The following is a 24,573-nucleotide window of genomic DNA, read 5'->3' as shown; positions in this document are numbered from 1 at the left end:
CGAGCGGGGGTCAGCGGTTGCGGCGGCGGGCGCGCACCACGGCGCCGGCGAGCGAGGCGATCAGTGCCCCGAGCGCGGCGGCGATGAGCAGCGCCAGCACCAGCGGCGCCTGGACGTCGGTGAAGACGAGGCTGATCTGCACGGTCTGTCCGTTGAAGACGACGAACAGCACCAGGATCACCGTGACGGCGATCAGCAGGGCCAGCGCCAGGCCCAGGCCGGCCGTGCGGCCGGCCGACCGCGCACGGGACGGCGTCCCGGAGCGGGTGGTGGCGGGCGGCGTCGACGCCGGCGCGTCCGTCCCGTGCGGGGCGGCGCCGGTCGCGAACGGGTCGGTGCCCGGCGCTGAGGGCCGGGGCTCGGCAGGCGTTCCGGGAGCGGTCACGCAGGAGGACTGTCCGCCCCGGCGGGACCTCAAACGGCGTTCACCGGGGCGTCCGGCCCCGGGGCTCAGTCGCGGTCGGCCGCGGGTTCCGTCTCCGCCGGCGGGTACGACGGGCCGGCGGCGCCGTCGGCCGGGCCGACGTCCCCGGGGCCCTCGGAGTCCGGCGCCGGCGGCCCCGACGTGCTGCTGCCGAGCGGGCCGACGCTGCGCGGCTCCTCCGGCTGGGGCATCTTCTGCTCGCGGGTGCTCACCCCGCCGAGTCTGCGGCCCGCGGAGCGGCCCGGCGACCGGGGAGGGTCACCCCGACAGCGACGGGCCGGCCTCGTGCGCGGGGTGTCCCGCGCTGCGCTCGCGCTGCTTCATGCGGGCCTCGTGGACGTGCCGGTCGCCGTCGGACAGCTCGTTCCTCGCCCGCTCGTCGAAGGCGCGGAAGACCGACCAGTAGGAGGCGTCGTAGTCCTCGACGATCTGGAAGGTCCACCGGTCGGCGATGACGTTGCGGCCGACCAGGTCGCGCTCGAGGTCGTCGGCCAGCTGGGTGTGCCCCGCCTTGCGGAACAGCTCGACGGCGTCCTGCAGGAGCAGGTCGGCCTTGCCCGAGTGCTGGTGGAACCCGTAGAGCTGGCCTCGGGCCTGCTCGATCGTCTCGAGGGCCTCGGAGAGCCTGCCCAGCCCCTCGACGGTCGTGTCGTCGAGGTCGGGGCGGCTGCGGTCGACGGTCACCGGCCCATCCTGCGGGCTGGTGCGCGGCCCTGCCCGGCGAGTGGTGCGGCCGGCGGGCGGGGTCCGGCGCCGGCGGGGGACGGCGGTGGTCAGGCGGGCCGGGGAGCGGGAGCCGAGCCGGCGACGGCCAGGTCGACCAGCCGCTCGGCCAGCGCGCGGCCGTGCGCGGCCGGGCCGTCGGGGCCGAGCAGGCCACCGGAGAGGTACATGCCGTCGATGATCAGGTGCACCTGGGCGGCGAGGTCCTCGCCGGCCCCGGGAGCGACCTGCTCGGCCAGCCGCTCGAGGCGGGCGTGCAGCTCGAACTTGTAGTCCGCCGCGGCGCTGCGTGCCGGGTGCTCCGGGTCGTCGTACTCGCTGCTGACGTTGGTGAAGGGGCAGCCGCGGAAGCCGGCGCGCGTCACGTCGCGCTCGACGGCGTCGACGACCGACAGCAGCGCGGCCCGCGGGTCCCCCTGGAGGCGGACCAGCTCGGCGTCGATGCCGGCCAGCACGGTGGCCGCCTTGCGGGCCAGGTAGGCGCCGACCAGGTCGTCCTTGCTCTTGAACAGCCGGTAGACCGTCATCTTGCCCAGGCCGGTCTCGCGGACCAGCTCGTCCATGCCCACGCTGCGCGAGCTGCGGCCGGCGAACAGCCGCTCGGCGGTGTCGAGGACGATCGCCTCCCGCTCCACGCGGCTGCGGCGGACCGGGGCCGAGGGGTCGGCGTCGGCGAGGGGCAGGGCGGCAGCGGTCACGCGGTGATCGTGCCGCGTCCCGTGACGGAGCAGTTCGCGGCACGCCGGGCGCCGGGCACGGGTGGTCGCTCTGCGTGCCGAGGGGCGAACGCGCAGGTCGGGACGCCGGGGAGCGGTGGGACCGGTGTGACGACGGCGCGCCGGCGGCCGCCGGCTCAGGGGCGGCGGGTGCGGCGGGGGTTGGCGAGCAGGCGCACGACGGCCTCGGCGCCCTGCTCGGCGCGTGGGCCCTCGGACCGCTCGTCCGGGGTGTCGTGCGTCGGCCGGTCCTCACGGGGGGTGTCCTCCATGCCCCCAGCGTGCCCGGCGGGTCGTGTCCCGGGACGGGCCCGTGAGCAGCGACGACCCGTCCGGGTGCGAGATCTGCCTCACGTCCCGCCCGACCCGGCCCCCGGCTCGGCGCGACCAGGCTCCGGGCGGGACGGGTCCGTCCCGCCGATCAGGTGCCGGGGCTGTCGGCGGGGCCGTCGCCGCGGTCCCCGCCCTCCGCGGGCTCGTCGGGGTGCGGGGTGCGGCCGGCGTCGGGCTCCTCGCCCGCGGGGTCGCCCTCCGCCCGCTCGGGGCTGCGCGGCGGCCGTTCGGACTCGGTCACGGCGTCCTCCTCGGGTGCAGGGTCGGTGCGGTCACCAGGGCCTTGCCCCACGCCCGCACCGCCGAACCCCGACGGTCAGCCGACCGGGACGGCGTCCGGGACGCGCGGCAGCAGCTCCCCGACCGCGGCGGTGCCGGGCAGGGCGCCGCGCGCACCGGGCCCGGTCGTCGACAGCGCCGCGGCCGCGGCCGCCTCCCGCACCGCGCCGGCGAGGTCGCAGCCCCGCGCGAGCGCGGCGCCCAGCGCCCCGGTGAAGCAGTCACCGGCGCCGGTGGTGTCCACCGCCTGCACCGGCGGCGGGGCCTGCAGCAGCACCGGCCCGTCAGCGGGCACCACCAGCGCCCCGCGGGCGCCCAGCGTCACCACGGTGGCGGCCGCGCCGAGGCCGCGGGCCAGCCCGGCCAGCTCGGCGGGGGAGCGGGGCGCGGGGTCGGCGCCGGCCAGCTGCACCAGCTCGTGCTCGTTGGGCACCAGCACGGCCACGCGCCGCAGCAGCTCCGGCGGCAGCGGCTGCGGCGGCGCCGGGGTGAGGACGACGGTGCCCGACGCCGCGTCGGCCGCCGCCCGCACCGCGGCCAGCGGGACCTCGAGCTGCAGCAGGACCACCGCGGCCCGCCGGACCGCGGGGACGTCGACGTCGGCCGGTGTCAGCGCGGCGTTGGCCCCGGGGACGACCACGATGAGGTTCTCGCCGCTGCCGTCCTCGACCGGGATGGTCGCCGAGCCGGTCGGCCGGCCCGGTGTCCGCAGCACGAGTGAGGTGTCCACCCCCGCGTCGGCCAGCGCGGCCACCTGCCGGTCGCCGGCGGGGTCCCCGCCGACCCGGCCCACCATCGCCACGCCGGAGCCGGCCAGCCGGCCGGCGGCCGCGGCCTGGTTGGCGCCCTTGCCGCCCGGGGCGAGCACCGCCTCCCGGCCGACGACGGTCTCCCCGCGGCCGGGCAGCCGCCCGACGGCGACGAGGACGTCCTCGTTGAGGCTGCCGACGACGGTGACGGACACGGGCGACCTCCGGTCTGCGGGGACGGGCGGGGTCATCCTGCGGGGCCGTCGCCCCCCGGCGCCTCGTCGGGGTGGACGCCCGAACCGGTGCGGCGGGCCCACACCGGCAGCCCGTACCAGAGGCCGACCGCGACGAGCAGCACCGCTGTGGCGCCGACCAGGCCGGGACCGCGGCCCAGCACGACGTCGAGCACGAGCAGCACGCCGCTGGTGATGGCCAGCACCAGCAGCGCCAGGCCGACCACGAGCATCCGGTCGGCCACCGCGATGAGCACCGCCTTCTGCCGCCGCCGGAACACCAGGCGGTGGAAGGACACCGGCGCAATGAGGACCACCGTGGCCAGCGCCGTGGCCAGCAGCGTGACGGTGTAGACGGTGAGCGCGAAGGCGTCCAGCTCGGCGAAGCGGGAGGTGAAGGCCAGCCCGAGCAGGAAGGCGAACAACACCTGCACGCCGGTGATCGCCACCCGCAGCTCCTGCAGCAGCTCGGCGAGGTTGCGGTCGAGCACCTGGTCGAGCGTCTCGCCACGGGCCCGGGCGCTGCGGACGGCGTCCGCGGGGTCGAACCGCGCACGCGCCCGCGTCCCGGCGTCCGACCCGTCCGCGGTCACGGTCCCCGGGTACCCGGCGACGCCGGTCACCGACACCCGTTTCCCGAGGTCGGCGGCGCGGTACCGCCGGAGGACCGACGAAGGAGGGGCCGTGGCCGACGACGACAGGGACACCGTCCGCGAGGAGTTCGACGAGGCGGTCAACATGAGCGCCTCCGAGCTGGAGGAGTGGCTCGCGACCGACGAGTCGCAGTCGGTGGGGCAGAAGAGCGGCGGGTCCGGCGAGTCGACCGGCCACGAGTCCGGCCGGCGCATCGTCGAGCTGCTGCGGAAGAAGGGCGGCGACCTCACCGACGACGACTACGCGCACATGCGCAAGGTCCACGGATACGTGCAGCGGCACACGGCCCAGGAGCCGGGGAAGGAGGACGTCGAGCACTCGAGGTGGCGGTACTCCCTGATGAACTGGGGCCACGACCCGCTGAAGAAGAAGTAGCCCGCCGCGTGCGCCTCGACGACCCGCGCCGCAACGACCCGGCGCAGTACGACGCGCTGGCCGACCAGTGGTGGGAGGCCTCCGGCGGGTTCGCGATGCTGCACTGGCTGGCGGCCTCGCGCGCCGAGCACATCCCGCCGGCGGCCGGACCCGGCGCGCTGCTGGTCGACCTGGCCTGCGGCGGCGGTCTCATGGCGCCGCACGCCGCCCGGCTGGGCTACCGGCACGTCGGCGTCGACCTCAACGCCGCGGGGCTGGCCGTGGCCGCCCGGCACGGCGTGCGCGCCGTCCGCGGGTCGGTGCTGGCCGTGCCGCTGCGCGACGCGTGCGCCGACGTGGTCGTGGCCGGCGAGGTCCTCGAGCACGTCGCCGACGACGTGGCGGTGCTCGCCGAGGCCGCCCGGCTGCTGCGGCCGGGCGGGACGCTGGTCGTCGACGCGATCGCCGCCACCCGGCTGGCGTCCCTGGTCGCCGTCCGGATCGCCGAGCGGCTGCCGGGCGGGCCGCCGCCGGGCATCCACGACCCCGCCCTGTTCGTCGACCGGCGCCGGCTGCTCGCCGCGGCCGACCGGCTCGGCCTGGACCTGCGGCTGGTCGGGCTGCGCCCGTCCCTGCGCGACGTGCTGGCCTGGCGGCGGGGCCGGCGCGACGTCGTCCGGATGCGTGCGCTGCCCACGACGGCGGTGCTCTTCGCCGGGTACGGCCGCAGACGCGACCCGTCACGACCGCCCGGGGACGCCGGGACACCACAGCGGCGGGCCACCGCGCCCGCCGATACGGTCGGGGCATGACCTCGCTGCTGACCAGCACGTCCCGGGGGCCGCGCTGGTGAGCGCCGCGGTGCTGACCGGCGCCGGCGCGGCGCTGCCGGCGACCCTCGACCAGGACGCCGCGTGGGAGGGCTTCTTCGCCCGGCACTACGCGGGCGTGCGCGCCGCCCGCCGCATCTGGGACAGCGCGGGCGTGCGCACCCGGCACGCCGTGGCCAACCCCGTCGACGAGGACCTCAGCCGGTGGGGCACCGGCGCCCGCATGGCCCGCTACGTCCAGGAGGCCCTGCCCCTGGGCAAGCAGGCCGTCGCCGGTGCGCTGGACGCCGCCGGCCTGGCCCCCGGCGACGTCGGGCTGTTCGCCGTGGCCACGTGCACCGGGTACGCCACCCCGGGGCTCGACATCCGGCTGGCCAGTGACCTCGGCATGCCGCCGGGGCTGCAGCGGCTGCTGGTCGGGCACATGGGCTGCTACGCGGCGATCCCGGGGATCGCGGCCGTCGGCGACTTCGTCACCGCCCGCTCGCGCCCCGCGGTGCTGCTGTGCTGCGAGCTGACCAGCCTGCACGTGCAGCCGGCGCAGCGGGAGCTGGACCAGGTGGTCGCGCACGCGCTGTTCTCCGACGCCGCGGCCGCCGTCGTCGTCGAGCCCGGGGCCGGCCGCGGACGGCGGCTGGCCGGCGTGGTCGCCCGCACCGACCCCTCCACGGCCGACCACATGACCTGGGACGTCACCGACCTGGGCTTCCGCATGGGCCTGTCGCCGCGGGTGCCCGACGTCCTGTCCCGGCACGTCGGCGACGTCGTGGCCGAGCTGCTCGCCGGCGCGGGCCTGCGCGTCGAGGACGTCGCCGGCTGGGCCGTGCACCCCGGCGGGCCGCGCATCCTCGACGTCGTCCGCGACGAGCTGGGCCTGGCCGAGGAGCAGATGGGCGCCTCCCGCCGGGTGCTCGCCGAGCACGGCAACTGCTCGTCGGCCACCGTGCTGCTGGTGCTCCAGGAGCTCGCCGACGTCGAGGGCCCGGTCGTGGTCATGGCCTTCGGCCCGGGTCTGACGCTCTACGCCGCCCTTCTGCTGCCCGTCTGACCGCCCCTCCGCGCCCTCCCTGGGGCTACCCTCCGCGATGATCGTCACTCTGCGGCAGGGAGGCTGGTCGTGGCCCCGTCGGGATCGCCCGTCCGCGTGTTCCTGGTCGACGACCACGAGGTGGTCCGCCGCGGCGTGGCCGAGGTGCTCGAGGACGACCCCGGGCTGGTCGTGGTCGGGGAGGCCGGCACGGTCGCCGAGGCGCTGGCCCGCGTCCCGGCGGTCCGGCCCGACGTCGCCGTGGTGGACATGCGCCTGCCCGACGGCGACGGCGCCGACGTCGTCCGGCAGCTGCGTGCCCGGCTGCCCGGCACGCGCTTCCTCGTGCTCTCCAGCTACACCGACGACGAGGCGGTCGCCGCCGCGCTCGCCGCGGGGGCGGCCGGCTACCTGGTCAAGCAGGTGCGCGGCGCGGACCTGGTCTCGGCGGTGCGGACGGTGGCGGCCGGCGGGACGCTGGCCACGGGACTCGGTCGCCGTCCGCGGCCCGACGGCGACGTCGAGCGGCGGCTGGCGGCCCTGACCGAGCAGGAGCGGACGGTCCTGGCGCTGATCGGCGAGGGGCTGACCAACCGGCAGATCGGCGACCGGATGGGCCTGGCCGAGAAGACGGTCAAGAACTACACCAGCCACCTGCTGGCCAAGCTGGGTCTCGAGCGGCGCACCCAGGCCGCGATCCTCGCCACCGAGCTGCGGGAGCGGCGGCCGGGCGGCTGACCCCTCCCGGCGCGCGTCTCAGCCGGGGACCGGTCGCGGTACCGACCAGGTCACCTCGGTGCCCGCGGGCCCGCCGACCGTGCTCATCCGCCCGCCGTGCCACGCGGCCCGCTCCGCGAGGTTGGCCAGCCCGCTGCGCACGGTGACCGCCGGCAGCCCCCGGCCGTCGTCGGCGACCACCAGGCACACCTCCGCGTGGGGGTTCTCCCCGACGTCCAGCGTGACCGCCACGCGCGTCGCCCCGGCGTGCCGGACGACGTTGCTGACCAGCTCCCGGACCACCGCGAGCAGGTCGGCAGTCAGGGTGGGCGGCAGCCCGTCGAGGTCACCGCGCAACCGCAGGTCGGGCCGGACGCCGGAGCCCTCGGTCGCCAGCCGCACCACCTCGGCCAGCCGGCGGCCGAGGCCGGCCGGGGCGCTCTCCCCGTCGCGCAGGCCGAAGATCGACGAGCGGATCTGGGTGATGGTGGCGTCGAGCTCGTCGACGCTGCGCTCCACCCGCTGGGCGGTGTAGGGGTCGACGTCCTCCAGGGCGCGGGCGACCCGGTCGAGCGCCAGCGCGGTGGCGTAGAGCCGCTGGACGACGTGGTCGTGCAGGTCGCGGGCGATCCGGTCCCGGTCGGCCTGCACCAGCAGCCGGCGCTCGCGCCGCTGGCTGCGGGCCAGCTCCAGGGCGACCGCGGCCTGTGCGGCGAAGGCCGACAGGGCGTCGAGGTCCTCGGTGTCGAACGGCTCCCGGTCGCGGGCGCGCAGGCAGACGATCGTCCCCAGCGAGGGGCCGAGCGGCACGATGACCGCCGACCGGTACTCGCGGATCAGCTCGACGGCGACCGCGGCGTGCCGGCCGCGCACCGGGTCGACGTTGATGTCCTCGACCAGCTCCCCGACGCCGGAGCGGTGCACCCGCCCGACGTGCGTGTCCTCCAGCGGCACCCGCACGCCCTCGAGGTCCTGCGCGCCGGGCCCGGCCGCGGCGACGATGGTCAGCGCCCCGGCGTCGCCCTCCTGCGCGACGAGCACCCCGGCGCGGTCGGCGCCGCTGAGCTCGGCCACCCGGGTGACCACCGTGGCGAGCACGGCCTCGGGCTGGGCTCCCGACAGCAGCGCGGTGGACACCTCGGTCGCGGCCTGGACCCACGCCCGGCGGCGTTCGGCGGACTCGGCCAGCCGCGCGTTCTCGATGGCCAGCCCGGCCGCGCCGGCCAGGGCGAGGACGGCCTCCTCGTCGGCCTCGGTGAACGGCTCCCCGGTCCGCTTCTCGGTGAGGTAGAGGTGGCCGAAGACGGCGTCGCGCACGCACACGGGGACGCCGAGGAAGGAGTGCATCGGCGGGTGCCCCAGGGGGAACCCGACCGACCCGGGGTGGGCGCCGAGGTCGTCGAGCCGCAGTGGCACCGGGTGGTCGACCATCAGGCCGAGGATGCCCTCGCCCTCGGGCAGCCGGCCGATGCGGGCGTGGTCGGACTCGTCCATGCCGACGATGACGAAACGGTCGAGCCGCCGGCCGTCCGGCGTCAAGACGCCGAGGGCGCCGAAGGTGGCGTCGACGGTGCCCACCGCCGCCTCGACGATGTCGTGCAGCGTCGCCTCGAGGCGCCCGCCCGCCGCGGCCGCCCGCACCGCCGCGGCGAGCGCGGGCTCGCCGCTCGTCGGCGTGCCCTCCGGGCCGGGCGGGGTCACGGCCCGTCCGGAGGGGTCTGGGGGCGGTCGGTCGACCGGGTCCTCACGCGCCGCGGGCCAGGCGGCGCCCCGCGCGCGGCACCACGGGCCGGAGCAGCGTGCGGCCGGCGCCGCCGACGAGGACCAGGTCCCCACCGCGGCCGGCTGCCTCCAGCGCGTCGAACACCGACTGCTCGACGGTGGCCGTGCGGACCCGCCCGGTCACGCCGGTCTCGGCGATCGCCCGCACGACCTGGGCCTCCACCTGTGCCCGCACCGCGGCCCGCGTGCGCTCGCCGGCCGACCGGGGAGCGGGCACCAGGCCGTCCGGCGCGTCGGCGACCACGCCGGCGGCGAGCACGGTGCCGTCCCGGCGGGCGGCCTCGCGCAGCGCCCACACCAGCGCGCCGTAGGTGGCCGGGGAGCCGTCCACGTGCACGACGAGCCGGGGCCGGGGACGGCGCGGCAGCAACGGTGCCAGCCGGAGCGGTTCGACGGGCGTGTCGGCCATGCGGGGATCGTGGCGTGCACCTCTCCGATCGGACAGGGACCAAAGGCCCTCAATCCGGAACTCGATCGACTGGTGTGGCGTCCAGCGTCGCGGTGACCACCGCGGTCCCGCCGTCGGAGGACACGTCGACCCGTGCGGACAGCCCGGCCCGGGTCACGACGTCGGCCAGTCCGGGCGCCTGGTCGCCGCCGACCTCGACCAGCAGGCTGCCGCCGGGCGCCAGCCAGGCGGGCGCGCCGGCGGCCACGCGGCGGTGGACCCCCAGCCCGTCCGGCCCGCCGTCGAGCGCCGTCCGCGGTTCGTGCAGCCGCGCCTCGGGCGGCAGCAGGGCCAGCGCGCCGGTGGGCACGTAGGGCGCGTTGACCACGAGGACGTCGACCGCGCCGCGCAGCCGCCCGGGCAGCGCGTCGTAGAGGTCGCCGCCGTGCACCGACCCGCCGACCGGGCCGAGGTTGCGACGCGCGTAGGGCAGGGCCGCCGGGTCGACGTCGGCGGCGTGCAGCTCGGCCAGCTCGACGGCGGTGGCCACCGCCAGCCCGACCGCGCCGCAGCCGCAGCACAGGTCGACGGCGACCGGCCGGCGTCCGGTGCGCGCCCGGACGCCGGCGGCCGCCTGCACCGCGCGGGCGACCAGGGCCGCCGTCCGCTGCCGGGGCACGAAGACGCCCGGGCCGACGGCGATCCGCAACCCGCAGAACTCGACGGCGCCGAGGAGGTGCTCCAGCGGCGTGCCTGCAGCCCGGCGGGCGGCGAGGTCGCCCAGCTCGGCGGGGGAGGCCGCGGCGTCGGCCAGCAGCCGGGCCTCGTCCTCGGCGAAGACGCACCCGGCCGCACGCAGCCGGGCGACGAGGTCGGCGGTGGCCGCGGGGGAGAGGAGCACGGACCGAGGTTGGCAGGCGGCGGTCCGCCCCGCTGCGGCCGGCCGTCGGGGGCCGCTGGTGAGTGGCCATGCAGAGATGTGCATACTGATGCCGTGTCCAAGGTGCTGAGCAGTCTGCCCGTCGGCGAGCGCGTGGGGATCGCCTTCTCGGGCGGCCTCGACACCTCCGTGGCGGTGGCCTGGATGCGCGACAAGGGCGCCGTCCCGTGCACGTACACCGCCGACATCGGCCAGTACGACGAGCCCGACATCGCCTCGGTGCCCGACCGGGCCGCCAGCTACGGCGCGGAGATCGCCCGGCTGGTCGACTGTCGCGCGGCGCTGGTCGAGGAGGGTCTGGCCGCGCTGACCTGCGGGGCGTTCCACATCCGCTCCGGCGGTCGCAGCTACTTCAACACCACCCCACTCGGCCGCGCGGTGACCGGCACGCTGCTGGTGCGCGCCATGCTGGAGGACGACGTCCAGATCTGGGGCGACGGCTCGACGTTCAAGGGCAACGACATCGAGCGGTTCTACCGGTACGGACTGCTGGCCAACCCGTCGCTGCGGATCTACAAGCCGTGGCTGGACGCCGCGTTCGTCGACGAGCTCGGCGGCCGCAGGGAGATGTCGGAGTGGCTGACCGCCCACGGCCTGCCCTACCGGGACAGCGCGGAGAAGGCCTACTCGACCGACGCCAACATCTGGGGCGCCACCCACGAGGCCAAGCGCCTCGAGCACCTCGACACGGGCATGGAGATCGTCGAGCCGATCATGGGCGTGCGGTTCTGGGACCCCACCGTCGAGATCGAGACCGAGGACGTGACGATCGGCTTCGTCAACGGCCGGCCGGTGTCGATCGACGGGAAGGAGTTCGACTCCGCCGTCGACCTGGTGCTGGCGGCCAACGCCGTCGGCGGCCGGCACGGCCTGGGCATGTCCGACCAGATCGAGAACCGGGTGATCGAGGCCAAGAGCCGCGGCATCTACGAGGCGCCGGGCATGGCGCTGCTGCACGCGGCCTACGAGCGGCTGGTCAACGCGATCCACAACGAGGACACGCTCGAGACCTACCACCTGCAGGGCCGGCGGCTCGGCCGGCTCATGTACGAGGGGCGCTGGTTGGACCCCCAGGCGCTCATGCTGCGGGAGTCGCTGCAGCGCTGGGTCGGCATGGCGGTGACCGGGGAGGTCACGCTGCGGCTGCGCCGGGGCGAGGACTGGTCGGTCCTCGACACGACGGGCCCGTCGTTCAGCTACCACCCCGACAAGCTGTCGATGGAGCGGACGGACAACCCCGCCTTCGGGCCGGGTGACCGCATCGGCCAGCTGACCATGCGCAACCTCGACATCGCCGACTCGCGCGCCAAGCTGGAGCAGTACGCCCGGCTGGGCATGGTCGGCGCTGAGCAGCCGGCCCTGGTCGGTGCCGCCCAGGCCGCGGCGACCGGGCTGATCGGGGACATGGTGGAGGGCGGCGCCGAGGCGATCGCCTCGCTCGGCGCGCGGGGCGCCGACGAGGAGTCGCTCGACCGCGCCGCGATGGAGGCCGGCAACGACTGACCGGCGTCCGCCGGCGCCACCCCGGACCACCCACCTCCCGCCGGTGTGAGTGCGGGTGCCGCGCCCGGACTGCTCGGCGCAGTCGAGACCGGGGCCGTCCGTCGTCAGAACGGTGGCGGGTCGTCGCCCGGGGGCGGCGGTGGGTCGGGCACCGGTGGTGGCGGGTCGGGTGCCGCGGGTGGCTGCACACCGGGTGGTCTCGTGGTGCGGGTGATCCCCGACGGGGTGGTGACGGTGAGGACGCCGTCGGCGTCCACCTGGAAGCGCCAGCCGCGGGCGTGGGTCTTGAGCCGGTGGTGGCTGCGGCACAGGCAGCACAGGTTGGCGCAGTCGGTGGGTCCGCCGCAGGCGTGCGGGACGACGTGGTCGGCGTCGGCCCACCCGACCCGCTGCCCGCAGGTGGGGAAGCGGCAGGTGCGGTCGCGGGTGCGCACGAAGCGCTGCTGAGCCGCAGACGGCGTGTAGGTGTCGACGGGCTCGGGGCGGTCGAGCACCGGGCAGCCGCAGTCGCCTTCACTCGGGTGGTCTCGGCAGCCGCGGCGGACGAGACGGCGCAGCTCGGCGAGGGTGCTGGTGGCCCGCAGCGTGCCGTCCTCGTCGGTGAGCGCGAGCGTCACCGACCCGCCCTGCGGGATGCGGACGCCGAGGGCGTCGAGCTGGGTCAGGAGCTCGCGGACCTGCGCGGCCGTGATGGGCAGCCCGTCGACCTTGCCGGGCTCGTCGGGTCGACCGGCGAGCGCGGCGAGGGTCGCGATGACCTGCAGCTGTGCGGTCACCGCCGGGCGGGTGTCGTCCCACGGCCGCTGGATGAGGTCGGTGAGCACCTGAGTGCGCAGCTGCCCGATCGGGCGCTCGTCACCGTCGGCCTTGAGCATCCGGGCCAGCCGGTCGAGCACGTCGTGGCAGGCCGCCGCGGTCGGCGCGGGCAGGTCCGCCGCCAGGGTGGCCATGCCGTCGCGCGGGGAGGGGTAGACCTGCACGTCGGCGTGGCGCTCGGCCTGCGTGCGGCGGGCGTCGACGGCGTCGGCGTCGAGCTCGAGCAGCAGCGCGAGTGCCTTCTTCTTGAGCTTGCCCACGGTCAGCGCGGTGGCCTCGGGCAGCAGCGCCGCCTCGACGCGGCGGGCGAGTGCCGGATCGGTGTGCTCCACCACCTCGGCCAGGGCCTTGGCGCGCGCCTCGTCCAGCTCTCCGGCGGCCAGCGTCGCCCAGGTGGCGGGCAACCCCTCCCGATAGGTCCACGCTCGCCGGGCCAGATGACTCGCGGTGCCGCGGCCGACGTTCAGGATCACCGCCAGCTCGGCGGGGAAGAACTCCGAGACACCCGGCAGCTCGGGATCCGGCGCCCACGACCCCGACCGCGCCCCCGGTGTGCCCGGCGCGGGATCGAGGTCAGCAGGCGTGTCGTCGGCCAGCCCGAGCACCAGCTCGGCCTTGTACGCGGCCGTGCGCGCCTCCAGCGCGGCCACCCGCTGCAACTCCGCGGCCTTCTGCTCCCGCGACAGCAACGCCACCGGCAACCGGCGGAACGGCGCAGGCCGCTCGACCAGCCAGCCCGCGAGCCCACGCTCCACGAGCGACCCGACGTCGGCGACCTCCTGCACGACTCCGAACCTACGCAGGGGGTACGACAGTCTCGGGACCCGAACCGGCCTCTGAGCAGGTCTTTTGCCCGTGAAAGGCCGAACGGGGGCGGAAGGGAGCGGCGGGGTCGGTCGCCCGATCAGGTCGCGGCCAGGAGCCGTGTCAGCGGAGCGGGCGCCGACGACGGGTCGAGCCGCTCGACCAGGGCGCGTGCGTACCGGGCCTTGCGGCCGCTGGTGGTCCCCAGGAACCGGTGCAGCTGCTGCTCCGGTGCGCGACCGCGGTGGGCGGGCTGGTGCCGGAAGGTCGTCAGGGCGCGGTACTCGCCGTGCGCCCGGGCGACCGCCTCGACGCCCGCCGTGCCGACGCTGCGGATGAGCTCCTCCTCGAGGTCCGCGACGCAGGCGAAGAACCCGGCCGACGCCAGGTCCTGCCGGGAGGGGGCGGCCCCGTACCCGTTCTCCTCCAGCGCGCGGGCGAAGAACCCCTCCTCGGCGGCGTCGTACAGCCCGGTCACGCGGACGCCGAGCCCGTCCGGGCCGAGGAGCGCGAGGTACCGGCGGATGCCCGTCGCGCCGCCCATGGGGACGACGACCACGCCCTCCGCGGCGAGAACGCGTCCCTGGCGCCCGGCGGCCGCCTCCACGGCCTCGCGGTCGCTGACCCCCTCGACCAGCACGACGGCCCGCAGGCCGGCCTCGCCGGCGAGCCGCCGGACCCGCTCCGCCGACTGCTCGTCACCGGCGCGGTGGGCGCCCCAGGACAGGAGGGCGGAGGAGAGCCGTGCCGGTGCGGACACGCGGCGACCCTGTCAGCCGCCCGGCCCGCGGACAACCGCGTTGCGCCGGTCGTGAGGCGCGGCTCCTCCGGCGTGCCGGGGTCCGCGGGCCGGAGGTCGCGGGGCGCTCGTGCTCAGGCGATCGCGGCGACGGTGGCGGCCACCTCGTCGCGGAACCGCGGTCTGGTCGGGATCCAGCCGAGCTGGTCCCGGATGCGGGCGCTGCTGATCCTGAACGAGGTGGCGAGGCTGGCGACCAGGGTGCGGCCGAGGAACAGGCCGACCAGCGTGGGCGGGGCGGTGCCGACGCGCGGGCGGCCGAGGGCGTCGGTCGTCGGGTCGGTGAGCTCGCGCAGGCGTAACGGCTCGTCGTCGACGACGGCGAACGCCGTGCCGGCCGGCGCGCGGGTCAGCGCGGCGAGGTAGGCGGCGGCGAGGTCCTCGACGTGCACGCAGCTCCACCAGTTGGCCCCCCGGCCGATGCAGCGCAGCCGGCCCGCGCGCGCCTGCTCCACGAACGCGGAGGCGAACAGCCCACCCGGCCCGTAGACGAAGCCCGGGGACAGCCGGACCACGTCCAGCCCCTGCTCGCGGTGGCGCCGGTCGAGCCGACCGGCCTGGCGGGCGTGCCCGACACCCATGGGGGAGGGGGTGAGCGGGGTGTCCTCGTCGATCCACTCCTCGCCGTGGTCGCCCCAGTCGAAGCACCCCCGGTGTAGACCAGGCGCCGGCCGGACCGCTGGCAGGCGTCGGCCAGTGACCGGGTCGTCAGCGCGTCGGCGTCGAACAGCCGACGGGACCGGGCCGGGGTCAGCCGCCCGGGGACGGCGAGCTGCGCGGCGTGGACGACGGCGTCGACGTCGGCGACCAGCGGGACGTAGGAGGCCGGGTCGAGCACGTCCCCGCGGTGGACGACGGCGCCGGTGGCGACGGTCAGGTGCCTCCGCGGAGGGCGTCGACCGGCTCGATCCTGGCTGCGCGGCGCGCCGGGAGGCCACCGGCCACCAGGCCGACAGCGGCGCCGAGCAGCGCGCCGCCCAGGGCGATCCAGGGGTCGACCACCGGTGTCCAGTTCCGCACCACGGAGATGCCGACGACCGCGAACACGCCCAGCGCCGAGCCGATGAGGCCGCCGAGGAGACCGACGACGACCGACTCGGCGACGAACTGCCCGGCGATCTGACGCCCGGTCGCGCCGATCGCCCGGCGGAGACCGATCTCGCCGACCCGTTCCACGACCGACAGCATGGTCACGTTGGCGATGCCGACCCCGCCGGCGAGCAGCACGATCACGGACAGGACGACGAACACCTCGTTCACGTCTGCCTGCACGTCCTGCCCGAGCTCGGACCGGCCGTCCGGGGCGTTGACCTCCAGGCTCTCCGGGTCGTCGGGGGCCAGTGCGAGGGCAGCCTGGGTCCGCAGCTGCGGACCGGCTCCGATGGTGATGCGGGCCTGGGCGTCGCCGGGGGCGGGCAGGCCGAAGTCGGCACGCGCCGTCCCGGTGGGGAGGATCACCGCGCCCAGCAGCTCCGCCCGGACGTCCACCGAGGCGACCACGCCCACCACGGCATAGGCGATGCCGTCGACGAACACCGAGGGCTGCGTGTCGACTCGTGGGACGCCCAGACGCTCCGCGGCCCGGGCGCCCAGGACCGCCACCCGGTCGGCCCGGAGGTCGTGACCGGCATCGAAGAAGCGTCCGGTGGACAGCTGCCCGCCCAGCGTGTCGAGCAACTCGTCGGAGGCCGCGTAGACCGGAGGAGGGGCGCTCGGCGGCTGGGAGGGGTCGTTCACCGGCACCGCCGTGACGACGGCGTCGGGCAGCGGCACCTCCGCGAGCAGGGCCGCCGACTCGATCCCGGCCAGCCGCTCCAGTCGGGGGACGGCGTCCCACGGCAGCGCCGTCGCGGCGACCGTCGTCCCGCCGCCGGTGCTCGCGGTCCTCGGGGTGACGACGAGCTGGGTGACGGCGTTGGCGTCGAACTGGCGGGCGATCTGGGCGGCGGCGGTCTGGGCGAGCCCGATGGTGGCGATCAGCGCGGTGATGCCCAGCACGGTGCCGATCAGCGTCATCACCAGTCGCCCGGGCCGGGAACCGATGTCCGCGGTGGCCTCGCCGAGCAGGTCGGTGAAGCGGAACCGGTCGGCCGGCTCGACCGGCCGGCTGCCGGGCGGTGCGACCGGCCGGCGAGACCGGCGCAGCTGGGCCGGCCGGTGGAGCCGGGACGGACGCCGGGTACGGGACGGCGGGGTGGCTCCGTCGGTCACCCCGCCTCGCTCACGCGACCGTCGGCGAGCCGGATGCGCCGCGAGGCCCGCCGTGCGACGTCCTCGTCGTGGGTGATGACCACGAGGGTCAGCCCATCGGTGTGCAGCTCCTCGAACAGCGTCATGATCTCCGCGGACGTGGCCTGGTCGAGGTTGCCGGTCGGTTCGTCGGCGAGGAGCACGCGCGGCCGCGAGGCCACGGCGCGGGCCACGGCGACGCGTTGCCGTTCTCCGCCGGACAGGGCGCCGGGCAGGAAGTCGATGCGGTGCCGCAGGCCTACCCGCTCCAGGGCCTCCCGGGCCCGGGGCTCGCGCTCGGCACGCGGGGTGCCGTTGTAGAGCATGGGCAGCAGCACGTTCTCCAGCACGCTGCGCCGGGACATCAGGTGGAAGGCCTGGAACACGAAGCCGAGGTGCTGGGCGCGAACGGCGGCCCGGTCGTCCTCGTCGAGCGATCCGGTCAGCACCCCGCCGAGCCGGTACTCACCGACCGTGGGCCGGTCGAGCAGTCCGAGGATGTTGAGCATCGTGGACTTGCCCGATCCGCTGGGGCCGGTGACGGAGACGTAGTCGCCGTCGGCGACGGACAGGCTGACGCCCTTGAGCGCCTGCACCTCCGGTGGCCCCGGGAACGACCGGGTGACGTCCCGGAGCTCGATGGCCGGGACCGGGGCAGGGAGCGGGGTGGGGAGCGTATCCGTCGCCGGGACGGCGACCGGTGCCGTGGGTCCCGCCGTCACCGGCCGACCACCACGAGGTCGTCCTCGGCGAGGTCGCCCTCCACGGGGCGGACCTCGACGGCGCCGTCGGCGGCCAGCCCGGTCTCGACCACGACCATGCGGGTCTCGGCACGGGCGCCGTCCCGTGGGTCACCCTCGACCACCTCGACGCGGGACTCCCCGCCGGGGCCGGCGCTGAGCGCGGCCAGGGGCACGGACAGCACGTCGCCGTCCGTCGCACCCACCGGGATCCCGACCCGGACGTTGGCGCCCTGCAGCTCGGTGACCTGCTCGGGCGTGAGCGGCGCCGGCTCCAGCTGCACGGTCCACCGTGCCTCCTCGCCCTCGCCCGGGGTGACCCCGGTGATCGTGGCGGCGTGCTCGGTGCCGTCGGGCAGGTCGAAGGTCGCCGTCATCCCCGGGGTGAGCAGTCGGGCGTCCGCGACGGCCACGGTGCCCGACAGGCTGAGGGTGGCTCCCGACACGGTCATGGCCGCGCCCTCGAGCACCGCGCCGCGCCGGGCCTCCACCGCGTCCACCCGGCGCGGGAGCTGCGTGAGGTAGAGGACCTCTCCCGCGGGCAGTGCCGGGAGGGCGGCCTCCCGCGCCCGGGTCAGCTCCTCGCGTGTCTGGGCGAGCTGGTCCTGCGCGGCGGCCAGCTGGGCACGCTGCGCCGTGGTGTCGGCCGGGGCGTCGAGCTCCTGACGCCGCAGCTGGGCGAGGGCCAGGGTGTCGCGCAGGTCCCCGATCGTCACGGTGTCGTCGGGGGTGGCCGCGAGCGCGGCGTCCAGTGCGCGCCGTGCACTGGCGACGGCGTTGTCCGCCTCCCGGACCTCGACGGCCGAAGGACCGCTCCGGGCGCCGGTCAGCTCGGCCTGCGCGGCCGCGACGCCCTGTTCGGCGCTCCGCACGGCGTCCTGCGCTGCCAGCACGCCGTCCTCGGCGCCCTCCTCGGGAGCCGGTGCCGGGTAGCCGGCCTGGGCGTACAGCGCGGTGACCGCGGCTGCGGCGGTCTGGTCGAAGACGTCGCTGGCCGGGTCGCCGGCGTCCAGGCCGACGGCGCGCACGGCCTCCTTGAACTGGACGACGTCGGGTCCGGAGACCCCGACGCGCAGCGTCCGGTAGGCCGGCAGCTCCCCGGGCAGCACGACGACCGGACGTCCGGCGATCTCCAGGGCGACCTCCAGCGGGGCGAGCTCGGAGCCGACCTCGGGCACCTGGCCGGTCACCACCGCGGGACCGGAGATGGCGGAGGTGTCGACGGTGACCTCGACGGAGTCGGCGTACCCGATCTCCCCCCGGATGGTGACGTCGTTGCTCAGCGGTCCGAAGGCCACGGGCACGCTCACCAGACCCGGGGCCGGCGCCTCGTCCCCGGCGGTGTCCGGTGCGACCACGAACCGGCCGGTGAGCAGTCCTGCGACCAGTGCGACGACCGCCACCGCGGCGGTGACCCACAGCGGGCGGTTGCGGTGGAGCAGCGCGAGCCACGCCGACCACCGGGAGGGCCCCGCCCCGGTCGCGGCCGGTGGGCCGGGGGGCTGCTCGTCCGGTTCGGCCACCGTCAGTCCCGCTCGGCCGCGGCGACCAGCGCGTCCAGCTCCGCCCTGTGGTCGTCGATGAACTGCTGCTCGACCTCGCGGGTGATCTCGGCCGATCGGTCGCGGTAGTCGACCTCCTCGCGGCAGTCGAGGTCGGCCAGGGCCAGCTCCACCTCGCGCTCGGCCAGCGCGTCGAGTGCGGCCTGGTCGGGCTCACCGGTCGGCACGCCGTCCTCCGACGTGGCGACGCTCTCGTAGATCTCGTTCAGCTCCTCGTGGACGGAGTTCTGCGCGTCCATCTGGGTGGCGTGACCCCCGTGTCCGGCGGCGTCCATGCACGCCGCCCACTCGCCGTCGAGCTCGGCCGTGCCCGGCCACGACGCGCTGTCCGTGTACAGCTCGTCGATGGCCTCGAACAGGGGCTTGAACTCCGCGGACTGCGAGAGGTCCTCATCGGCGACCTCGTGCTGGGCGGCGCCGTAGCACCCGGCTGTGGTCCAGTCGTACTCGTACGAGCCGTCCTCGGCGATCTCGTCCTCGTCGGGCGCCGGGCCGTGCAGTGCCTCGTAGAAGGCCGTCTGCTCCGACTCCGACAGGCTCGCCACGTAGTCGGCGTTGGGGTCGACGAACTCCTCCTCCGGCACCGGCTCCTCGCTGAACGGGGAGTTGATCGCGCCGTAGCCGTACTGGGCCACCCAGTCCCGGTCGTCCGGTTCCCACTCGGCGTCGCCGCCGGAGACGAGCGTGCCCGAGGTCGTGGTGGGCGTGTACTCGAAGCCCTGGTCCTGCATGCACTGGGCGACGAGCTCCTCCGTCCGTTCCTGCTGCTCGGCGAACTGGCGCTCCTGCTCCTCGGGAGAGAGGTCGCCGCCGTACACCGCGTTGAGGTAGTCCGTCAGCGGCGACTCCTGCTCGGCACCGTCGGAGGCTCCGGTGGCGTCCCCGTCCGACCCGGAGCAGCCGGACAGGAGCAGGGTCAGGGCGGCCACGGCCGAGAGAGGCGCGAGGACAGGGCGGACGTGCACGAGGCCTCCCGGAGACGGTGTGTGAGCGCACGGTAGAGGGCGGTGACCGCCGCGCACACCATTCCCGGGACGACGTCGTCGGGTGTCGTCCCGGAGCGGCCTCATCGGGCTCCCGGCAGGTCCACCACCGCTCCGCCGCTCGCCACCTCGTCGCCGGAGTCGACGGCGTCCTCGTGGCCGGGTGCGTCCGCGGCGGGTCGAGGACGGCGGTCCACACGGTGAGCACGATCGTCCAGGCAACCGGTGTGCCGTCCGGGGTGCGTGACCCACCCGGCCGATGCGGGGACCACCGAGGTCGGGCCGCTGGACCTGCGGTGGCACGTGGAGCGGGTGACGAGAATCGAACTCGCACTGTCAGCTTGGGAAGCTGATGTTCTGCCATTGAACTACACCCGCGGGTGGCCCTGGGGCCGGTCGCCAGCGTAGCAAGGTCCGCCGTCGACCGGACGGCGGCCGGTCCCTGCCCGGTACCCCTCCGAGGGGAGTCGGGCGACCGGTCCGGACGTCGTCGCCGGGCGCGGGTCCGCGGGCGCCGTCGCCGGCCTCAGGCGCCGTCGTCCCCCGGCCGGGGACTGCGGATGACCACGGTGGTGCCGGTGGGGCCGGACGTGGCGACGACGTCCGCGACGGCGCTCATCAGCACCGAGCCGCGACCTCGGTCCATGCTCGACGTCCGCTCCCGCCACTGCCCGTGGTCGCGGACCTCGATCTCCACCGCGCCGTCCTCGACGGTCACCCGCACGTCGACGACGGGCTCGGTCGGGTGCTGGGCGTGCTCGACGGCGTTGGTGGCCGCCTCGCAGGCGGCCAGCAGGAGGTCGTAGGCGCGGTCCTCCGCCAGGCCGGCCTCCGTGAGCAGCGCGCGCAGCCGACGGCGCAGCGGCGGGATGGAGGCGGCGCTCGACGGGACCCGCCACGCCACGGTCGCCGGCGCGGAGGAGGCGGGCGCCGGCGGCGCGCCGGGAGCGGGAGCGGCCTCCGCCACGCGGGGGCGCGGCGGCAGCGGCGCCGGTGCCGCCGCGGGAGCACCCACCGTCCCCGCCGGTCCGGGCTCGCGCCGGCCGCGGGAGCGCTCCAGCACCGAGCGCAGCCGCCCCAGCAGCTCGGCGGACTCGAAGGGCTTGGCCAGGTAGTCGTCGACGCCGGCGTCGAAGCCCTCGACGGCGGCCTCCTGTCCGGCCCGCGCGGTCAGCATGACCACCGGGACGGCGCGGGTCCCGGGGTCGGCGCGCAGTGCCCGCAGCAGCCCGAAGCCGTCGACGCGGGGCATCATCACGTCGGTCAGCACGACGTCGGGCCGCACCCGGGCCACGTCGTGCAGCGCCTCCTGGCCGTCGGCCGCCGTCCGCACCGTCCACGACGGCGACAGCAGCCGGGTGAGGTAGGCGCGCATGTCGGCGTTGTCGTCGACGACGAGCACTGTGCCGAGCCGTTCGGTCGCGTCCGCCGGACGGGGCGCCCAGCCCAGGTCGTCGTCCCACGGGGTCAGCGCGGCACCGCGGACGGCGGCCGGGGACGCGGGCGGCGGTGCGGCGGCGTCCGGCGTCCCGAACGGGATCCGGACGGTGAACGTGCTGCCCACCCCGGGCTGGCTGCCGACCTCGACGGTGCCGCCGTGCAGCCCGACCAGCTCGCGCACCAGTGCCAGGCCCAGCCCGGTGCCCTCCCGGCTGCGGGCCGGTGAGTCGGCGACCCGGTGGAAGCGCTCGAACAGCGCCGGGAGCTCGGCGGCGGGGATGCCCACGCCGGTGTCGGAGACCTGCAGCACCACCCGGTCGTCCTCGGCGCCGAGCCGGACGTCGATCCGGCCGACGAAGGTGTACTTGACCGCGTTGGCGACCAGGTTGAGGACGATCTTCTCCCACATCCGCACGTCGACGGCGGCGGGGCGGGGCAGCGGCGGGCAGTCGACGGTGAGCGTCAGCCCGGCCCGCTCGGCGGCGGCGCGCAGGACGCCGGCCAGCTCGGCGGTGTAGGCGGGCAGGTCGGTCGCCACCCGCACGGCCGCCGTCCGCCCGGACTCGATGCTGACGAACTCCAGCAGGTCGTTGACCAGGCGCTGCAGCCGCTGGCCGTTGCGCAGGGCGAGGGTGAGCTGGTCGCGGACCGCCGGGGGCAGCTCGCCGCCGGACTCGGCCAGCGCGTCGGTGATCGGGCCGAGCAGCAGCGTCAGCGGCGTCCGCAGCTCGTGGCTGACGTTGGAGAAGAACGTGGTCTTGGCCCGGTCCAGCTCGGCCAGCGCCTCGGCGCGGGCGCGCTCGGCGGCGTAGGCGCGCGCGTCGACGACGGCGCCGGCCACCGGCCCGGCGAGCAGCCCGTGGAAGGTCCGGTACTCCTCGTCGAGCGCCCGGTTGGGGCTGACGCCGACCAGCAGCGCCCCCACCGGCTCGCGGCCCGCCCCGCCCGACAGCGGCAGCACCACCGCCCCGGTGACCGGGTCGCCGAACGGGCCGCCGGCGACGCCCAGACCGGCCACGGCGACGCCGCGCAGCTCGTCGGCGGTGCCGGCGGACCCGGGCAGCCGGTCGGCGGGGACGCCCACGGTCGCCGCCCGCCGCAGCGGGGCGCCGTCGCCCCCGGTGAGGTAGACGGCGGCGAGGGGGACGTCGAGGGGGTCGGTGGCCAGTGCCCGGCAGACCTGCGCGGCCAGGTCGTGCTCGTCCTCGCGCCGGCCCGCCGCGGAGGACACCTCGTGCAGCAGCCGCTGCCGCCGCTCGGCGACCACCTGGCGGGTGACCTCGGTGCACACCGCGTGCATGCCGGCGACCTCACCGGCGTCGCCGAACGCGGGGGCGTGGGAGACGGTGAAGTAGGTCTCCTCGCGGTAGCCGGCGCGCTCCAGCAGGAGGAGCAGCTGCGGGATCCACGACGCCTCGCGGACCGCCATGGCCCGCTCGACGGGCTCCTGCAGGGCCGCCCACCCCTCGGCGAGCGTGACCCGCAGGTCGTCGCCGATCGCGCCCGGGTGCTTGGCGCCGATCAGCGTCGCGTAGGCGTCGTTGTAGAACTGCGTGTACTGCGGGCCCCAGGTGAGGATCATGGGGAACCGCGAGGCCAGGACGGTGCGGACGGCGTAGCGCAGGCTGGCCGGCCAGGTCTGCACGGGCCCGACGGGTGTCGTCGACCAGTCGAACGCGGCCATCAGCCGGCCGTTCTCGCTGCCGCCGGCGAAGACGTCGCCGGAGTCCGGACCCGGGGTGGCGGCGTCCGGGGCCACGCGCACCTCCAGGACGACCCTCCCAGTGAGCACGCCGCGGCGACTCCCGCGCGGCGTCAGGACCGTGGTGGCCGGGACCGGCCACCTGACCGTCGGCCACCGTACATGCGCGGGCCGGCACCCCGCCCGGCGCGCCGGGGGTCCTTCATCGGCGCATCTCCGCGAGGAAGCCGGTGGCCTCCGACCGCAGCTGCTCGGCCATCTGCGACAGGCCGGTGACGTCGGTGGCGGTCGCGCCCAGCGACGCCGAGCCGTCGACGGCCGCCGCGATCCCGTCGACCAGGCCGTTCATGTCGGCGACGGTGGTGCCGACCGAGCCGATGACGGCCGTGACGTCGTCGCAGGCCGCGCGGATCGCCTCGACCTGGGCGGTCACCCGCTCGGTGGCCTGTGCGGTCTGGTCGGCGAGGTCCTTGACCTCGGTGGCGACGACGGCGAAGCCCTTGCCCGCCTCGCCGGCGCGGGCGGCCTCGATCGTCGCGTTGAGCGCCAGCAGCCGGGTCTGTGCGGCCACCGACTCGATGAGCGCGATGACCTGGCGGATCTCGGACGAGGTGCGGGTGAGGGAGGCCAGGGTGGCCGAGGCGTTGCCGACCTCGGACGTGGCCGCCTCGGCCGCCGTCGTCAGCCCGGCCGCCGAGGCGCTCATCTCCGTCGCCGCCGTGGCCACCTGCTCGCTCATGGCGAGGACGACGGACTCGAAGTCGTCGGCCAGCCGCAGCCGCGAGGTCTGCGCCTCGGTCACCCGGCCGGCGGTGTCGCGCATGGCGTCGCGGGCGGCGTTGATGTCCGTGGCGGCGTGCCGGTAGGCGCCGTGCAGGCCGGTGAGCAGCACCCTGCGGTGGAAGCGGCCCTCGGCGGCCGAGGCCAGCGCGGCCCGCGACTCGCGGACGAAGGCGTCGCTGACGTCGAGGGCGCGGTTGACCCCGTCCTGCAGGGCGGCCAGCTCCGGGACGGCGTCGGCCCCGGCGACGGGCACGGCGCGGGCCTCGAGGTCGCCGCGGGCGGCCGCCTCGCAGGCCTGGGTGAGGTGGCGGACGACGGCGCGGTAGACCTCGAGCTCCGCGGCTGCCGAGCGGTTCTGGGTGCGACCCACGTCAGTGCTCCTCCTCGCTGATGACCGTCCACACGAAGTCCTCGTAGGACGCGGCGTGCGCGCGGACCAGCTGGTCGAGCAGCGCGGAGGACGCGGCGACGGCGGCGCGCGCGTTCGGGTGACGCCGCTCCTCGGCCAGCAGCTGCTCGTACAGCGGGCGGACGCGGTCCAGGGCCCGCCGCGACGGCCGGCGCCGGTTGGAGTGGTAGCCCACGACCGAGCCGCCGGCGCCGTAGGACGGCGTCACGTGCGCGAGCACCCAGTAGTTCGCGCCGTCGGCGGCGAGGTTGTTGATGTAGGCGAACAGCTCCTGCCCGGCGGCCAGGGTGTCCCACAGGAGCTTGAAGACCGCGCGCGGCATGTCCGGGTGACGGATCAGGTTGTGCGGCTGCCCGATGACCTCGTCGAGGGAGTAGGCGCCCACGCGCAGGAAGACGTCGTTGGCGTAGGTGATCACCCCGCGCGGGTCGGTCTTCGAGACGATCAGCTCCTCGGCCGAGAAGCTGCGCTCCTCGCCGGTGGGCCGGACGGGCGTCCGTGCGCCGCGTCGTGCCGCCGTCCGCGGGGTGGTCTCCAGCACGTGTCCTCCTGGCTCGGGACCGGTTCTCACCGCGGGTATCGGCAGCCGACCCCTCGGACACCACCCGAGACCAGGGCGCGCGCCATCCGGTCGCGCCGGGCCGAGGTGTCCTC

26 protein-coding genes, 1 tRNA gene and 1 pseudogene are annotated in these 24,573 nt (G+C 76.3%); 5 read left to right on the top strand and 23 right to left on the bottom strand.

Translation table 11 applies throughout. From position 1 onward, the window contains the following. Positions 1 to 10 precede the first annotated feature (10 nt). The 8 genes from JOD57_RS10730 to JOD57_RS10700 all read right to left on the bottom strand — a co-directional run bounded on the left by JOD57_RS10730 (position 11) and on the right by JOD57_RS10700 (position 4,050). Positions 11 to 385, bottom strand: coding sequence for a lipopolysaccharide assembly protein LapA domain-containing protein (locus JOD57_RS10730; protein WP_204692015.1), 375 nt, complete (start codon positions 383 to 385; stop codon positions 11 to 13). Between the two features lie 65 nt (positions 386 to 450). Continuing rightward, the gene (locus JOD57_RS10725) at positions 451 to 636 is read right to left on the bottom strand and encodes a hypothetical protein (protein ID WP_204695062.1); all 186 of its coding nucleotides are present in this window, start codon (positions 634 to 636) and stop codon (positions 451 to 453) included. A gap of 46 nt (positions 637 to 682) precedes the next feature. After that, positions 683 to 1,108, bottom strand: a complete 426-nt coding sequence (locus JOD57_RS10720) for a hypothetical protein (protein ID WP_204692014.1) — start codon at positions 1,106 to 1,108, stop codon at positions 683 to 685. A gap of 89 nt (positions 1,109 to 1,197) precedes the next feature. Continuing rightward, positions 1,198 to 1,845: a TetR/AcrR family transcriptional regulator gene (locus JOD57_RS10715; RefSeq protein ID WP_204692013.1), complete on the bottom strand. Its 648-nt coding sequence runs from the start codon at positions 1,843 to 1,845 to the stop codon at positions 1,198 to 1,200. Between the two features lie 155 nt (positions 1,846 to 2,000). Further along, a complete protein-coding gene (locus JOD57_RS26235; RefSeq protein ID WP_275582077.1) occupies positions 2,001 to 2,135 on the bottom strand; it encodes a hypothetical protein in 135 nt (44 codons plus the stop codon). A 149-nt stretch (positions 2,136 to 2,284) separates the two neighbouring features. Beyond that, the gene (locus tag JOD57_RS10710; protein WP_204692012.1) at positions 2,285 to 2,437 is read right to left on the bottom strand and encodes a hypothetical protein; all 153 of its coding nucleotides are present in this window, start codon (positions 2,435 to 2,437) and stop codon (positions 2,285 to 2,287) included. Positions 2,438 to 2,512: 75 nt separating this feature from the next. Then, positions 2,513 to 3,439, bottom strand: a complete 927-nt coding sequence (locus JOD57_RS10705) for a ribokinase (protein ID WP_204692011.1) — start codon at positions 3,437 to 3,439, stop codon at positions 2,513 to 2,515. A gap of 32 nt (positions 3,440 to 3,471) precedes the next feature. Next, on the bottom strand, positions 3,472 to 4,050 hold the full coding sequence (locus JOD57_RS10700) for a DUF6328 family protein (protein ID WP_204692010.1): 579 nt from the start codon (positions 4,048 to 4,050) through the stop codon (positions 3,472 to 3,474). Between the two features lie 91 nt (positions 4,051 to 4,141). On the opposite strand from JOD57_RS10700, the gene JOD57_RS10695 reads away from it, so the two are divergent. The 4 genes from JOD57_RS10695 (at position 4,142) to JOD57_RS10680 (ending at position 7,060) form a co-directional block, all read left to right on the top strand. Next, the gene (locus JOD57_RS10695) at positions 4,142 to 4,486 is read left to right on the top strand and encodes a DUF3140 domain-containing protein (protein WP_204692009.1); all 345 of its coding nucleotides are present in this window, start codon (positions 4,142 to 4,144) and stop codon (positions 4,484 to 4,486) included. 8 nt (positions 4,487 to 4,494) lie between these two features. Next, a complete protein-coding gene (locus tag JOD57_RS10690; RefSeq protein ID WP_204692008.1) occupies positions 4,495 to 5,277 on the top strand; it encodes a methyltransferase domain-containing protein in 783 nt (260 codons plus the stop codon). Positions 5,278 to 5,314: 37 nt separating this feature from the next. Next, entirely contained in the window at positions 5,315 to 6,343 is a 1,029-nt protein-coding gene (locus JOD57_RS10685) for a type III polyketide synthase (protein WP_204692007.1), read from the top strand. 69 nt (positions 6,344 to 6,412) lie between these two features. Next, complete coding sequence (locus tag JOD57_RS10680; RefSeq protein ID WP_204692006.1) at positions 6,413 to 7,060, top strand: response regulator; 648 nt, start codon at positions 6,413 to 6,415, stop codon at positions 7,058 to 7,060. 18 nt (positions 7,061 to 7,078) lie between these two features. Here the strand turns inward: JOD57_RS10680 and JOD57_RS10675 are convergent, their stop codons facing one another. The 3 genes from JOD57_RS10675 to JOD57_RS10665 are packed head-to-tail and all read right to left on the bottom strand — an operon-like array spanning position 7,079 to position 10,110. Continuing rightward, a complete protein-coding gene (locus JOD57_RS10675; RefSeq protein ID WP_204692005.1) occupies positions 7,079 to 8,740 on the bottom strand; it encodes a sensor histidine kinase in 1,662 nt (553 codons plus the stop codon). A 43-nt stretch (positions 8,741 to 8,783) separates the two neighbouring features. Further along, positions 8,784 to 9,230 carry a universal stress protein gene (locus JOD57_RS10670; protein ID WP_204692004.1) on the bottom strand — a complete coding sequence of 149 codons (447 nt, stop codon included), beginning with the start codon at positions 9,228 to 9,230 and terminating at the stop codon, positions 8,784 to 8,786. A gap of 49 nt (positions 9,231 to 9,279) precedes the next feature. Continuing rightward, positions 9,280 to 10,110 (bottom strand): putative protein N(5)-glutamine methyltransferase, encoded by an 831-nt coding sequence (locus JOD57_RS10665; RefSeq protein WP_307824606.1) that lies wholly within the window; start codon positions 10,108 to 10,110, stop codon positions 9,280 to 9,282. A gap of 93 nt (positions 10,111 to 10,203) precedes the next feature. Here JOD57_RS10665 and argG point away from each other — a divergent pair, with 93 nt between their 5' ends. Further along, positions 10,204 to 11,652, top strand: coding sequence for an argininosuccinate synthase (gene argG, locus JOD57_RS10660; RefSeq protein ID WP_204692002.1), 1,449 nt, complete (start codon positions 10,204 to 10,206; stop codon positions 11,650 to 11,652). A 104-nt stretch (positions 11,653 to 11,756) separates the two neighbouring features. Here argG and JOD57_RS10655 read toward each other — a convergent pair whose 3' ends face one another. From JOD57_RS10655 to JOD57_RS10605, 12 genes and pseudogenes are all read right to left on the bottom strand, one after another. Beyond that, positions 11,757 to 13,253: an HNH endonuclease signature motif containing protein gene (locus tag JOD57_RS10655; RefSeq protein WP_204692001.1), complete on the bottom strand. Its 1,497-nt coding sequence runs from the start codon at positions 13,251 to 13,253 to the stop codon at positions 11,757 to 11,759. A 119-nt stretch (positions 13,254 to 13,372) separates the two neighbouring features. Further along, complete coding sequence (locus JOD57_RS10650; RefSeq protein ID WP_204692000.1) at positions 13,373 to 14,032, bottom strand: TOPRIM nucleotidyl transferase/hydrolase domain-containing protein; 660 nt, start codon at positions 14,030 to 14,032, stop codon at positions 13,373 to 13,375. Between the two features lie 113 nt (positions 14,033 to 14,145). Then, positions 14,146 to 14,652: an NAD-dependent epimerase/dehydratase family protein gene (locus JOD57_RS10645; RefSeq protein WP_204691999.1), complete on the bottom strand. Its 507-nt coding sequence runs from the start codon at positions 14,650 to 14,652 to the stop codon at positions 14,146 to 14,148. A gap of 98 nt (positions 14,653 to 14,750) precedes the next feature. Then, positions 14,751 to 14,909, bottom strand: a pseudogene (locus tag JOD57_RS27265) (hypothetical protein); the annotation flags it as partial. Between the two features lie 35 nt (positions 14,910 to 14,944). After that, a complete protein-coding gene (locus JOD57_RS10640; RefSeq protein WP_204691998.1) occupies positions 14,945 to 16,282 on the bottom strand; it encodes an ABC transporter permease in 1,338 nt (445 codons plus the stop codon). Further along, positions 16,279 to 17,022: an ABC transporter ATP-binding protein gene (locus JOD57_RS10635; RefSeq protein WP_307824605.1), complete on the bottom strand. Its 744-nt coding sequence runs from the start codon at positions 17,020 to 17,022 to the stop codon at positions 16,279 to 16,281. The genes JOD57_RS10640 and JOD57_RS10635 overlap by 4 nt, the downstream gene beginning before the upstream one ends. After that, positions 17,019 to 18,563, bottom strand: coding sequence for a hypothetical protein (locus tag JOD57_RS10630; RefSeq protein WP_204691997.1), 1,545 nt, complete (start codon positions 18,561 to 18,563; stop codon positions 17,019 to 17,021). The genes JOD57_RS10635 and JOD57_RS10630 overlap by 4 nt, the downstream gene beginning before the upstream one ends. Before the next feature lie 2 nt (positions 18,564 to 18,565). Beyond that, a complete protein-coding gene (locus tag JOD57_RS10625; protein WP_204691996.1) occupies positions 18,566 to 19,531 on the bottom strand; it encodes a hypothetical protein in 966 nt (321 codons plus the stop codon). Positions 19,532 to 19,889: 358 nt separating this feature from the next. Continuing rightward, positions 19,890 to 19,963 (bottom strand) — tRNA-Gly (locus tag JOD57_RS10620). A 148-nt stretch (positions 19,964 to 20,111) separates the two neighbouring features. Then, complete coding sequence (locus tag JOD57_RS10615; protein WP_307824604.1) at positions 20,112 to 22,817, bottom strand: ATP-binding protein; 2,706 nt, start codon at positions 22,815 to 22,817, stop codon at positions 20,112 to 20,114. A 112-nt stretch (positions 22,818 to 22,929) separates the two neighbouring features. After that, entirely contained in the window at positions 22,930 to 23,880 is a 951-nt protein-coding gene (locus JOD57_RS26825) for a methyl-accepting chemotaxis protein (protein ID WP_204691995.1), read from the bottom strand. Between the two features lies 1 nt (position 23,881). Beyond that, positions 23,882 to 24,460, bottom strand: a complete 579-nt coding sequence (locus tag JOD57_RS10605) for a PAS domain-containing protein (RefSeq protein WP_204691994.1) — start codon at positions 24,458 to 24,460, stop codon at positions 23,882 to 23,884. Between the last annotated feature and the right edge of the window lie 113 nt (positions 24,461 to 24,573).

Source organism: Geodermatophilus bullaregiensis, from assembly GCF_016907675.1.
In the GTDB taxonomy this organism is placed as follows: domain Bacteria; phylum Actinomycetota; class Actinomycetes; order Mycobacteriales; family Geodermatophilaceae; genus Geodermatophilus; species Geodermatophilus bullaregiensis.
This window is presented reverse-complemented; position numbering and strand designations above follow the sequence as displayed.

What these genes read in the sequence shown, in the direction of transcription:
- JOD57_RS26235 (WP_275582077.1), bottom strand. Translation starts at nt 2,135, where the DNA reads ATGGAGGACACCCCCCGTGAGGACCGGCCGACGCACGACACCCCGGAC.
- JOD57_RS10670 (WP_204692004.1), bottom strand. Translation starts at nt 9,230, where the DNA reads ATGGCCGACACGCCCGTCGAACCGCTCCGGCTGGCACCGTTGCTGCCG.
- JOD57_RS10645 (WP_204691999.1), bottom strand. Translation starts at nt 14,652, where the DNA reads ATGGGTGTCGGGCACGCCCGCCAGGCCGGTCGGCTCGACCGGCGCCAC.